The organism is Arenibacter sp. 6A1, from assembly GCF_012272855.1.
Taxonomy (GTDB): domain Bacteria; phylum Bacteroidota; class Bacteroidia; order Flavobacteriales; family Flavobacteriaceae; genus Arenibacter.
Map to the genome: position 1 here is coordinate 1 of NZ_JAAXCQ010000017.1, position 14,913 is coordinate 14,913.

Consider the following 14,913-nt stretch of genomic DNA (forward strand, 5'->3'; position numbering starts at 1 on the left):
AATAAATTACAGCTTTTTAAACAGTTTTCCTATTTTAAATCACCTCAAAACACTAGCAAAATCAATACTTCAACAGTTATTCAACTCTTTTTTCAGGGGATGGCTAATTTAACGATATAGATGGAGGGGCCAATTATGCCGAAGAAAACTGGGCCGATAACCCATCAACCTATATTATTGATAATCCCACAGAATTAACAATGTCCAATGATGGGTCATGGATCATTGCAACTGGATCTATTTTAGATCATTCAGGATCCGGTAACGCTGACCCTGAAGTCAATTTTGGGGTGAATTACAATTCCAAGTCCCAAATTACTATCCGAGTTGGGGCAATGGCAAGGGTAACAGGGGCATCGGCGGGAGGAAGACAACACAATATAGAATTCTTTTGTGTGACCAATTACTTAAGTCCAGATACCTATGGACTTGATTCGGATTCGGATGGGATTGCGAATCATCTAGATCTTGATTCTGATAATGATGGCATTTATGACGCGGTGGAAGCTGGCCATAATCAACCACATACCAATGGGGTGGTTAATAGTGGGTACGGAGCCAATGGCTTGGCAAATATTGTAGAAACCTCCCCAGAAAGTGGTGTGATAAATTATAGCATACGCAATACTGACGGTACTGCGCCACCCGATTATTTGGATGAAGACAGCGATGATGATGGTTGTAAGGATGCCAATGAGGCCTATGGTAATGTTACCGCCGATAGTGATGGCAATGGTTACTATGGAAGTGGTAATCCACCAGCTGTAAATTCCGACGGTACGGTTACCGCTGCTTCTTATAGCAATCCTGTTGATGGGGATAGCAATGGCACGCCAGATTATGTAGAAGCCGAAGCAGCACCCCTTATAACGACTCAGCCTACAGATACCGTAATTTGTGCCAACGGGAATACAAGCTTCTCGGTAACGGCTTCCAATGTTAATACCTATCAATGGCAAATTTATAATGGTTCGGTATGGAATGATGTGACGGATACAGGTATACATAGCGGTGCGACAACCAATACCTTAGGGATTACCAATGGCCAAATGTCGGATAATGGCAATCAATATCGCGTGATTGTATCGAACACAAGTTTTATATGTAGCTTGGAAACCTCCAATACGGTCACCTTGACCGTTGTACAACCAATAGCACCTGTTTCGGGTGGCGATCAGGAAGAATGCGCGGATAGCCCCGTTCAAACCTTAACTGCTACCGCTACCGTCCCAGCGGGTTCTAATCTAGTTTGGTTTGATGCCCCCGTAGGTGGCAACGTAGTGGCAAGCCCGACCTTAAATAGTGTGGGTACAATAACGTATTATGCAGAATCACAGGATGGCTCAACTGCTTGTCCCAGCAGTACTAGGACCCCGGTGAGCCTGACCATTCACCCACGTCCTACTATTTCCGTGACCGGATCGGCGAGCTGTAATATATTTTTAACGGCCTATTCCTTAGAAGTCACGGTAAGTAGTGGGACAGTAAGCAGTACGGCAGGTACGGTTATCAATACTGCGGGAAATGTATGGGATATTACCGATGTCCCTAGCGGGACAGATATAGTAGTAACAGTGACCGATGCTAATGGCTGTTCTAGAGATCTTCCGGTATCGGCTCCCGATTGCTCTTGTCCAGTAGTGAATGCACCTAACAGTGGGGGAGACAAGGCGTATTGTACTGGAGATCCTGTTCCTTCTATTGATGCTAGTGTTGAGGTAGGAGAAACGGTCGATTGGTACGATAGTGCTTCTGGGGGAGTATTGCTGTTGAGCGGTAATACAAGCTTTACCCCTAGTGGGGCAGGGACTTATTATGCAGAAGCACGGAATAGTATTACCAATTGTATAAGTGGTTCCAGAACTCCCATTACCGTTATAGAAGACAGTCCGCCTACAGCCACTATCAGTGCCGATAGAACCGTATTCGTAAACCAAAATACCTCATTTACAGTGATTACGACCAATGCCGACACCTACCAGTGGCAGCTAAGTACCGATGGAGGAACGGTTTTTAACAATATTGTTAATGGTCCCGAGTATTCTGGGACACAGTCTATCTCCTTGACCGTAAACGCCGTGGATATTGATAAAAACAACAATAGATATCGATTATTGGCCTCTAAAAGCGGATCGAGTTGCGCCCTTATAGCTTCGCCTTCTGCCTTGTTGAGAGTACGCGTAAGAACCGTAATTACCAACCGAAGAATTACCCATAGGGTTAAAAAGAATTAAGATCAAAATTTTTTACGGTTTTGGCGTGTATAGCATTCTTTTTATCTGTAGTTACGGTAAGTTTATCCGTATAGCCCTTCAATATAATGTGGTTATACCATGTGAATGGAATGATATACAACAAAAATTATGACACATCCTGGGAAAAGTCAATCTTGTAAATTAAAGTAGTCTTACTCATGCCGTTCCCTCAATGGTAGCTGTAGGGCACAATCAGGAAAAAAGTAACCTAATGTTATTAAATAAATTTTTATTCGGACTAATCGGTCTAACGTGCTTACTGCATGTCTCCGTAGCTACCGCCCAAACAACTTTTACCGAAAGCGCTGCTGCTTATAACCTAGGTATTGGAGGTAATAAAGACGGTGGACATGCTTGGGCCGATTATGATCTTGATGGGGATTTTGACTTGGTAATCAATACAAATGGCAGAGGCTATCTTTTGCGAAATGATGGTGGGAGCTTCTCAGACCAAACAGCAGCATTAGCTCCTGATTTATTGGGAGGAAATCTTGAAAGGACAGTTCTATTCGTTGATTTTAACAATGACGGCTATCCCGATATTTTCAGAAACAAACACGATGATTTACGTATTTATTTACAAGACCCTAGTAGCAATAAATTTGGGGATGGAATTGGGGGTACCGTCCCTAGTCAGCGTTTTATTACGATGACCGATGGGATGAACACCGAAGGGGCAGGGGCCTTGGATTATGATGGCGATGGCGATCTTGACCTATTTGTGGATAATCATAATTTTGGTATTGATATATTGCAAAATGACGGGAATGGCTTTTTTACCCATGTTACAACAAAGGCAGATAGTCCAAATCCTCCCTATAATCAGAATGTACCAAGTACCTGGCCCTTAGGGTTGGTACAGGATGCTACCGATGGTGATTACGGCTCTGCTACAGATTTTAATGATGATGGATGGGTCGATATAGTGGTTAGAAAAAGAGATCAAGTAGACCTGTTTACAAACCTTGGGGGAACCTTTCAGGATGGGGTAGATATTGATCAGGCTGCTAATGGTAACAAGGGGTCGGTAGCTTTCTACGACTTTGATAACGATGGGGATTTTGATCTTTTTTGGACAGAAAATGGCAATAACCAAATACACCGTAATAATGGTGACGGAACATGGACCCCATTAGGAGCAGTTACCGGAATTCCTATTAGCTTTTCTGGCCAGATTGAAGGTCTTGCCTGTGGCGATGTGGATAATGATGGGGATATCGATATTTTTTTGACGGGAAATAATACCAGTAAACTATACCTGAACCAAATCAACAACGGAGGAGGTGCCATGACATTTATAGACTCGGGCCTAACTTTTAATACAGCAGGTGAGGGATGTACATTTATCGATATCGATAAAGATGGGGATTTGGACCTTTATATGAATCGCACAGGTAGTAATTCTTTGTATATCAATAATCTAGGGGTTTTGGATCAGCCAAATCATCTGTATATCAATATTATAGAAGATAGGGACGATTTTGGACTTATTAATCTGGAGCAACGTTTTGGGGTAGGGGCAACCTCCAAGATTTTGCACTGTGATGGGAATGTTATTTCTGGCACTCGGGAGGTTAATGGGGGGTATGGACATGGTACACAACAACCAGGTCTTATCCATTTTGGTTTGCCTAGTGGTCCTCTGGTTCCTATCGTGGTTGAGGTGGCATTTCCACGAACTTCAACCGGTAGGGTGGTGGTCAGAAAACAACTTGTACCAATCGATTTTAAAAATGGAAATATCAATATTGTAGATGTCTTTCCCGATTCTGCCAACCAGCCCCCAACTGCCTATAATGATTATATCACAACAGTTGAGGATAGCCCTGTAATCTTTGATCCATTGGCCGATAACGGAGGTGGGGCCGATACCGATCCCGAAGGACAACCTATGGAAATAATCTCCATTACATCTGCTTCCAACGGTACGGCCGTATTGAACGGGAATGGTACGGTGACCTATACACCGAACCCCGGATTTTCGGGAGGTGACCAATTTAATTATACCATAAGGGACAATGCTAATTGTACTTTTACTGCCGAAGAAAGTACCGCTACCATCTATATTACCATATATGCCGATTCGGACAACGACAGTATTCCAGACAATACAGATCTTGATGACGATAACGATGGCATTCCAGATGATAATGAGTTAAGTACTGTTGTTAGCAACTCGCAACCTTCTTGTGGGGGAGAAATCAATCTTGATTTTAGCGCGCCTGCTTCACTAGAATCCGGAGTGGATAAAACTCAAGGCGCAGTATATAGGATTACGAATGTTACTACGGCTACAGATGCTTTGGTGACCATTGTTCAGGTATTTAATGCAACGGTTTATAATGTGGACAATAATGGGGCCGATGCTCCAAATTTTAAACCGCAAACGGGCTTTAACTTACCCAATATAGGGGATAGAGCATATGTTGAGTACAATATTCAATTTGTTGCCTCGGGAGGATCCACTCCTGTGGTAATTCCTAAATTTTTTATGAATTTTAACGATATTGATGGGGGTGCCGCTTACGGAGAGGAAAATTGGGTAAACAATCCGGCTACCTACACCATTGAAAGTCCAACCGAACTCACCATTACCAATGAAGGTGCCTGGGTGATAGCAACTGCCGGAATGGTGGATCATCCGGATTCTAGCAATACTGATCCCGAAGTAAATGTAAGCGTAAATTATAATTCGAAATCTGAAATGTCATTTCGGGTGGGGGCCGTTGCTAGGGTAGCCGGGGCTTCGGCAACAGGAAGGCAACACAGTATAGAGTTTAATTGTATAACAAACTTCTTGAATCCGGAAACCTATGGTATTGATAATGATTCTGACGGAGTGGCGAATCATTTAGATCTTGATAGCGATAACGATGGTATTTATGATGCGGTGGAGGCTGATCATAATCAAGCACATACCAATGGTATTGTTAATGGGCTATATGGGCTCAATGGGTTGGCCGATTTAGTAGAGACAATCCCCGAAAGTGGAACCCTTAATTATACCCTTCTCAATTCTGACGGTACCAATCCACCAGATTATTTGGATACCGATAGTGATGATGACGGCTGTAGCGATGCCAATGAGGCTTATTACAACCCCAATGCTGATGGAGGTGATAATCATTATTATGGAAATGGCAATCCTTCGGTAACGGATGCCAATGGACGAGTAACTGAAGCCTCCTATCCAGTACCGACAGATATAGATGCGAACAGTATATATGACTATAAAGAAGCCGATTCCCCACCATCAATTGCCACACAACCAGTGGATATAAAAATATGTCCAGGCTGTACCGGCTCGATATCTGTGATGGCATTGAATGCCGACAGTTATCAATGGCAACTATTCAATGGGGCTAGTTGGGTTGATTTATCTGATACCGGAATATACAGCGGATCAAACACAAATACCCTAACGATTAATAATACTACGGCTACGGAAGATGGAAACCGATATAGGGCGGTTCTTGCTAATAGCATGTATATATGTGCAACGGAAACCTCTGATATAGCTATTTTATTGGTAAGGGTTAATACCGTAATTACCAACCGAAGAATTACCCATAGGGTTAAAAAGAATTAGACCTTGCCAACTTGCTTAACGGCGAAAGAAAATACAATTTTTATCATCCAATAACCACCTTGTGTTTACGATAAATACGAGGGTAATCGACCAACGACTACCAAAAAAAATATGGTTTTTAAGAATCGTTACCCCTAAAAATATGCTCTTTACATAGTGAATGGGCACTTACACAACATTTATTTTTCAGAGGGTATAGTAAAGTTAATTTTGTTAATAGTTAATTCTTTGCTGCCTTGATGTTATCCAAATACGATGGTTAAAAACCATCAAGAAACTGAGGTTTAGTAATGGTAAAATAACTGACCAATAAGTACCAAAATTTTGAATACCGCATAAATCAACAACCATGGACAAAAGAATTCTGCTAATAATCATTTTTCTCGTAACTGGAATTTCATTTTCTCAGACTACGGTTACTTTACAGGATCAATGTAATTGCGAGGTACTTAGTGGTACCCTTGTAGCTACTCCTGGAGCTACTACCCCCGGAGGAGCAGATATAGGTGATATCTATGTGAATACCACTACTGGCACCATTTATTTTTGGGATGGTGATTCTTGGGAATTAACTTCTTCCGATAATCAACAACTACAAAGTTTTAGTTTTGATGCAACAACTAATCTGCTTTCCTTGACTTTGGAAAATGGAGGTAGTGTGAGTGTAGATTTAGGAAGTCTGAGATTTGTGGAGACACTGACTACCATTGTAGAAAACGCCAATGGTACCTTTACCTATACGGATGAAGCTGGGAACCCTACCATAATCGATATTACCAACCTGGAGACCTTAACAACGATCGCCTTAAACGTCGATAACACCCATTTGGATTATACGGATGAGGACGGTACTACAATTCAGGTAGATCTGACCGCTGCTGTAAAGAACCTGGAGACCCTGACTACCATTGTAGAAAACGTCAATGGTACCTTTACCTATACGGATGAAGCTGGGAATCCTACTATTATCGATGTCACCAACCTAGAGACCTTAACTACTATTGCCTTAAACGCCGATAACACCAATTTAGATTATACGGATGAGGACGGTACTACAATTCAGGTCGATCTGACCGCTGCTGTAAAGAACCTGGAGACCCTGACTACCATTGTAGAAAACGTCAATGGTACCTTTACCTATACGGATGAAGCTGGGAATCCTACCATTATCGATATTACCAACCTAGAGACCTTAACTACTATTGCCTTAAACGCCGATAACACCCATTTAGATTATACAGATGAGGACGGTACTACAATTCAAGTCGATCTGACCGCTGCTGTAAAGAACCTAGAGACGCTGACTACCATTGTAGAAAACGCCAATGGTACCTTTACCTATACGGATGAAGCAGGGAACCCTACCATAATCGATGTCACCAACCTAGAGACCTTAACTACTATTGCCTTAAACGCCGATAACACCAATTTAGATTATACGGATGAGGACGGTACTACAATTCAGGTTGATCTGACCGCTGCTGTAAAGAACCTGGAGACCCTGACTACCATTGTAGAAAACGTCAATGGTACCTTTACCTATACGGATGAAGCTGGGAATCCTACCATTATCGATATTACCAACCTAGAGACCTTAACTACTATTGCCTTAAACGCCGATAACACCCATTTGGATTATACAGATGAGGACGGTACTACAATTCAGGTCGATCTGACCGCTGCGGTGAAGAACCTGGAGACCCTGACTACCATTGTAGAAAACGCCAATGGTACCTTTACCTATACGGATGAAGCAGGGAACCCTACCATAATCGATGTTACCAACCTAGAGACCTTAACTACCATTGCCTTAAACGCCGATAACACCAATTTGGATTATACGGATGAAGACGGTACTACAATTCAAGTCGATTTAACGGCTGCTGTAAAGAACCTGGAGACGCTGACTACCATTGTAGAAAACGCCAATGGTACTTTTACCTATACGGATGAAGCTGGGAATCCTACCATTATCGATATTACCAACCTAGAGACCTTAACAACGATCGCCTTAAACGCCGATAACACCCATTTGGATTATACGGATGAGGACGGTACAACAATTCAAGTCGATCTGACCGCTGCTGTAAAGAACCTGGAGACCCTGACTACCATTGTAGAAACCGCCAATGGTACCTTTACCTATACGGATGAAGCAGGGAACCCTACCATAATCGATGTTACCAACCTAGAGACCTTAACTACCATTGCCTTAAACGCCGATAACACCCATTTGGATTATACGGATGAGGACGGTACTACAATTCAGGTTGATCTGACCGCTGCTGTAAAGAACCTGGAGACACTGACTACCATTGTAGAAAACGCCAATGGAACCTTTACCTATACGGATGAAGCTGGGAATCCTACCATAATCGATGTCACCAACCTAGAGACCTTGACGACGATCGCCTTAAACGCCGATAACACCCATTTGGATTATACGGATGAAGACGGTACTACAATTCAAGTCGATTTAACGGCTGCTGTAAAGAACCTGGAGACGCTGACTACCATTGTAGAAAACGTCAATGGTACTTTTACCTATACGGATGAAGCAGGGAACCCAACCATTATCGATATTACCAACCTAGAGACCTTGACGACGATCGCCTTAAACGCCGATAATACTAACTTAGATTATACAGATGAGGACGGTACAACAATTCAAGTCGATCTGACCGCTGCTGTAAAGAACCTGGAGACGCTGACTACCATTGTAGAAAACGCCAATGGTACCTTTACCTATACGGATGAAGCTGGGAATCTTACCATTATCGATATTACCAACCTAGAGACCTTGACGACGATCGCCTTAAACGCCGATAATACTAACTTAGATTATACAGATGAGGACGGTACAACAATTCAGGTTGATCTGACCGCTGCTGTAAAGAACCTGGAGACGCTGACGACCATTGTAGAAAACGCCAATGGTACTTTAACCTATACGGATGAAGCAGGGAACCCTACCATTATCGATATTACCAACCTAGAGACCTTGACTACGATCGCCTTAAACGCCGATAATACTAACTTAGATTATACGGATGAAGACGGTACTACAATTCAAGTCGATCTGACCGCTGCTGTAAAGAACCTGGAGACGCTGACGACCATTGTAGAAAACGCCAATGGTACTTTTACCTATACGGATGAAGCAGGAAACCCTACCATTATCGATATTACCAACCTAGAGACTTTAACGACGATCGCCTTAAACGCCGATAACACCCATTTGGATTATACGGATGAGGACGGTACTACAATTCAGGTTGATCTGACCGCTGCTGTAAAGAACCTGGAGACGCTGACAACATTAGTTAAAAATAATGATGGAACATTAACCTTTACGAATGAAAGTGGAGCGCCCAATAGCATAAACCTTATTAGTACCAATGCTAATAATGATATTGTAGCGGGTTCAGACGGTGGTTTATATTTAAATGTTGCTTCGGTTGCCATGTCAGAAACCATAACAACATTAACTGATCACGGAGACGGAACGTTTACCTATGAAAATGAAAGTGGAGTTACTACAACTTTTGATGCTAAACGTTCAACTGTGTTAGATAACGGTGATGGAACATTTTCTATTACGGATGATTCTGGAAATTCAGTTACTATTACAGGAAATACAAATACAACGAATACCACTCTGACCGAAAACGGTACAGACCTTATTCTAACGGATAGCGAAGGTAACTTTGTTTCAATTCCTTTAGCGAACATTGCACCGATCGCCGATCAGGTAACGATTACAGGAGTAGGAACTACCGCCGATCCTTTCAAAGTAGAGGACCTGTCCATCGTAACGGCTAAATTGGCCAATGATGCGGTGACCAATGCTAAAATGGCAGACAATGCTGTTCAGACAGAAAACATAGTAAACGGAACCATATTGACAGAAGATATGGCCTCTGGAGGTAATGATAAAGTAATGGTTACGGATGCACTGGGTACAGTGGAGTGGATCGACAAGTCTAGTTTCGCTGCTATTGCCGATCAGGTAACGATTACAGGAGTAGGAACTACAGCCGATCCTTTTAAAGTAGAGGACCTGTCCATCGTAACGGCCAAACTGGCCAATGATGCGGTGACCAATGCTAAATTAGCAGACAATGCTGTCCAGACAGAAAACATAGTAAACGGAACCATATTGACAGAAGATATGGCCTCTGGAGGTAATGATAAAGTAATGGTTACGGATGCACTGGGTACAGTGGAGTGGATCGATAAATCTAGTTTCGCTGCTATTGCCGATCAGGTAACGATTACAGGAGTAGGAACTACCGCCGATCCTTTTAAAGTAGAAGACCTATCCATCGTAACGGCTAAATTGGCCAATGATGCGGTGACCAATGCTAAATTGGCAGACAACGCTGTTCAGACAGAAAACATAGTAAACGGAACCATATTGACAGAAGATATGGCCTCTGGAGGTAATGATAAAGTAATGGTTACGGATGCATTGGGTACAGTGGAGTGGATCGATAAATCTAGTTTCGCTGCCATTGCCGATCAGGTAACGATCACAGGAGTAGGAACTACCGCCGATCCTTTCAAAGTAGAGGACCTATCCATCGTAACGGCTAAATTGGCCAATGATGCGGTGACCAATGTTAAATTGGCAGACAACGCTGTTCAGACAGAAAACATTGTAAACGGAACCATATTGACAGAAGATATGGCCTCTGGAGGTAATGATAAAGTAATGGTTACGGATGCACTGGGCATGGTGGAGTGGATTGACAAGTCTAGTTTCGCTGCCATTGCCGACCAGGTAACGATTACAGGAGTAGGAACTACCGCCGATCCTTTCAAAGTAGAGGACCTATCCATCGTAACGGCTAAATTGGCCAATGATGCGGTGACTAATGCAAAATTAGCAGACAATGCTGTTCAGACAGAAAACATATTAAGTGGTGGTAATGACAAGGTATTGGTTACGGATGCACTGGGTACAGTAGAGTGGATCGATAAATCTAGTTTCGCTGCCATTGCCGATCAGGTAACGATTACAGGAGTGGGAACTACCGCCGATCCTTTCAAGGTAGAGGACCTGTCCATCATAACGGCTAAATTGGCCAATGATGCGGTGACTAGCGCGAAAATTGTAGATAAAGCAATAACCTTGTCAAAATTACAAGACGGTACTTTGGACGGGCAGGTAATGCAATGGGATAATGGAACTTCTTCCTGGACATTAGTAGATTTAGGTTCAGTAACGGTTACGGAAAACGACGGGGTTATCGGAAATGAAGTGGTTGGAGCTACAGATGCGACTTTAATTCGATCAGGATCAGGGACTACAGTTAGTCCTTATACCTTAGATGTGTCCGCGGACGGAATTACGAATGCAGAACTTGCAGACAACGCTGTTCAGACCGAAAACATATTAAGTGGTGGTAATGACAAGGTATTGGTTACGGATGCACTGGGTACAGTGGAGTGGATCGATAAATCTAGTTTCGCTGCCATTGCCGACCAGGTAACGATTACAGGATTAGGAACTACCGCCGATCCTTTCAAAGTAGAAGACCTATCCATTGTAACGGCCAAATTGGCCAATGATGCGGTGACCAATGCTAAATTAGCAGACAATGCTGTCCAGACAGAAAACATATTAAACGGAACCATATTGACAGAAGATATGGCCTCTGGGGGTAATGATAAAGTAATGGTTACGGATGCATTGGGTACAGTGGAGTGGATCGATAAATCTAGCTTCGCTGCCATTGCCGATCAGGTAACGATTACAGGATTAGGAACTACCGCCGATCCTTTTAAAGTAGAAGACCTATCCATCGTAACGGCTAAATTGGCCAATGATGCAGTGACCAATGCTAAATTAGCAGACAATGCTGTTCAGACAGAAAACATAGTAAACGGAACCATATTGACAGAAGATATGGCCTCTGGAGGTAATGATAAAGTAATGGTTACGGATGCATTGGGCATGGTTGAGTGGATCGATAAATCTAGCTTCGCTGCTATTGCCGATCAGGTAACGATTACAGGATTAGGAACTACCGCCGATCCTTTTAAAGTAGAAGACCTATCCATCGTAACGGCTAAATTGGCCAATGATGCGGTGACCAATGCTAAATTAGCAGACAATGCTGTTCAGACAGAAAACATAGTAAACGGAACCATATTGACAGAAGATATGGCCTCTGGTGGTAATGATAAAGTAATGGTTACGGATGCATTGGGTATGGTGGAGTGGATCGACAAGTCTAGCTTCGCTGCCATTGCCGATCAGGTAACGATTACAGGAGTAGGAACTACCGCCGATCCTTTTAAAGTAGAGGACCTATCCATCGTAACGACCAAAATAGCCGATAATGCAGTGACGAGTGTAAAGATTGCGGACAATGCCGTAACACCATTAAAGGTAGATGCTTCCATTGCAGGAACAGGCTTGACAAGGTCTGTAACTGGGGTATTATCGGTAGACGGCACCGCAATCACTGGCGATGGGAATATTACGTCTAACGATCTAACGGTCGGGGGCGATCTAAATGCTTTGCTAGGAGATGTTACCTTGGAGATAGCCACAGGAGCTGTAGGAACCACAGAGTTGGCGGATGGAGCTGTGACTAGCGCGAAAATTGTGGATAAAGCAATAACCTTATCAAAATTACAAGACGGTACTTCCGACGGACAAGTGATGCAATGGGATAATGGAACTTCTTCCTGGACATTAGTAGATTTAGGTTCAGTAACCGTTACGGAAAACGACGGGGTTATCGGCAATGAAGTGGTAAATGCTACTGACGGAACCTTGGTGCGTTCAGGATCAGGGACAACAGTTAGTCCTTATACCTTAGATGTGTCCGCGGACGGAATTACGAATGCAGAACTTGCAGACAATGCTGTTCAGACAGAAAACATATTAAACGGAACCATATTGACAGAAGATATGGCCTCTGGAGGTAATGATAAAGTAATGGTGACGAACGCATCGGGTACAGTGGAATGGATTGATAAAACATTTTTAAATACCGATAACCAACAGATTAATTTAGCGGCCAATACATTAACCTTAAGTAACGGAACAGGTGCAGATACTACTGTAGACCTTAGTGGTTATGTAAGTTCTGACAACCAAAACCTTACTAGTGCCACGATCGATGCCAGTAATATATTGACGATAGCGATCGAAGACGGAGCTCCTGTAACAGTAAATTTGAGCAGTTTCTTGGACAATACGGATAACCAACAAATAACCGCTTTCTCCTTGGACAACACTACGAAAGAGCTAACGCTGACATTGGAAAATGGGGGTACGCAAATTGTAGATTTTACCACTGTATTGGCAGCAGCAGGGACCGATAACCAAAACATTAGCAGTTCAGTAGTAACGGCCAATGAATCGGTAAATATAGCCTTGGAAAGAGGAGGGAATACTACCATCAATATCCAGGATGCAGACAGTGATCCCACCAATGAGATTCAAAACGTTGCTTCAGTTGATGCGTCTGTGACCGTAACCAGAACAGTGAACGATTTTGACCTCTCGGTAAACTTCCCCGCGAACAATGACAATAGTTCAACCAATGAGCTTCAGGATTTGAGTTTGTCCTCAGATATTTTGACCCTAACCACTCCTGCAACAGTAGGGAACCAGGTCGATCTAAGCAGTTATATGGACAACACGGACGAGCAAGACCTAACCTCCGCGACACTTACGGGCACTAGCCTTGAGATTGCAATAGAAAATGGGGCGCCTGTAACGGTGAACCTTGCTAGCTTGGTCGATGATGCCGACAATGACCCTACCAATGAGATCCAAGATTTAAACTTTACTGGCGATATTCTTACAATTACCAATAATGGTAGCGCAACCGACATTGACCTTTCTGGCTATACGAATACGGATACCCAAGACCTATCAATAGATCTAACCGGAAAGATCATTTCCTTAGTTGATGGTGGTTCCGTGACGATCAATGCAGACGATGCCGATGCGGATCCAACGAATGAACTGATCACCAGTGCCAATTTAACAGGTACCGATCTTAATATTATTGATGCCGGCGGAACAACGACCGTAGATCTTTCTTCATTGAACAATAGTGGAACGGATGATCAGGTGATATCCACAACAGGTGCTGCTGGAAACATTAGCATAGAGAATGGGAATACTCTTAACTTAAATGTAAACGATGCCGATGCCGATCCAACAAATGAACTGATCACCAGTGCCAATTTAACCGGTACTGACCTTAATATCATTGATGCCGGAGGAACAACAACTGTAGATCTTTCTTCATTGAACAATAGTGGAACGGATGACCAAGCATTGAGCTTAGCAGGTACCATACTAACCTTGGAAGATGGAGGTACTGTAGATCTAATTTCTTTTATGGATAATACGGATACCCAAGACCTATCGATAGATGCAACCGGAAAGATCATCTCATTAGTAGATGGTGGTTCGGTAACGATCAATGCAGACGATGCCGACAGTGACCCTACCAATGAGATCCAAGATTTAAACCTTACTGGAGATATTCTTACGATTACCAATAATGGTAGCGCAACAGATATTGACTTGTCAGGATATACGAATACTGATAACCAAACCTTAAACATCGCTGGAGATCAATTGAGTATCACTGGTGGAAATACGGTTACGGTTCCTACTGCGGACGGAACTGAAACAAAAGTGACAGCTGGTAATGATATTAGTGTCACTGGAGATGGAAGCAGTGCAAATCCATATGTTGTTAATAATGTACGGCCAAATATATTTTATCCGCCTTCCATTGCGGTGGATGCCTCCTCAACAGGGACAGGAAGAACGATAAATCTATATAACCAATATACGGCCCAGTTTGGCTCCCCCATGGTGGCAAGTACCTCAGCACCAGCAGCCATACCAACCTATGCTAATACCGATTTGTATTACTATGTTACTTATTATGATAATACCGTATTTGCAAATGTAAGTGTAGATGAATTTGGAGTAATGACCTACGATGTTATTGCATCACCAACAGATTATAATTCCCTTATCAACGTTGTTTTTGTAGTAAAATAAATAGAGGAATCAACAAACAC

3 protein-coding genes are annotated in these 14,913 nt (G+C 42.8%); all 3 read left to right on the top strand.

Going from position 1 to position 14,913, the window contains the following annotated elements; all coding sequences use genetic code 11:
* Window positions 1-200: 200 nt before the first annotated feature.
* The 3 genes from HCG49_RS14350 to HCG49_RS14360 all read left to right on the top strand — a co-directional run bounded on the left by HCG49_RS14350 (window position 201) and on the right by HCG49_RS14360 (window position 14,893).
* A complete protein-coding gene (locus HCG49_RS14350; protein ID WP_168470229.1) occupies window positions 201-2,234 on the top strand; it encodes an immunoglobulin domain-containing protein in 2,034 nt (677 codons plus the stop codon).
* 232 nt (window positions 2,235-2,466) lie between these two features.
* Entirely contained in the window at window positions 2,467-5,844 is a 3,378-nt protein-coding gene (locus HCG49_RS14355) for an FG-GAP-like repeat-containing protein (RefSeq protein WP_168470230.1), read from the top strand.
* A gap of 349 nt (window positions 5,845-6,193) precedes the next feature.
* Window positions 6,194-14,893 carry a beta strand repeat-containing protein gene (locus HCG49_RS14360; RefSeq protein ID WP_168470231.1) on the top strand — a complete coding sequence of 2,900 codons (8,700 nt, stop codon included), beginning with the start codon at window positions 6,194-6,196 and terminating at the stop codon, window positions 14,891-14,893.
* Window positions 14,894-14,913 lie beyond the last annotated feature (20 nt).

Coding starts and splice junctions, on each gene's coding strand:
- HCG49_RS14350 (WP_168470229.1), top strand. CDS start 201: ATGTCCAATGATGGGTCATGGATCATTGCAACTGGATCTATTTTAGAT.
- HCG49_RS14355 (WP_168470230.1), top strand. CDS start 2,467: ATGTTATTAAATAAATTTTTATTCGGACTAATCGGTCTAACGTGCTTA.
- HCG49_RS14360 (WP_168470231.1), top strand. CDS start 6,194: ATGGACAAAAGAATTCTGCTAATAATCATTTTTCTCGTAACTGGAATT.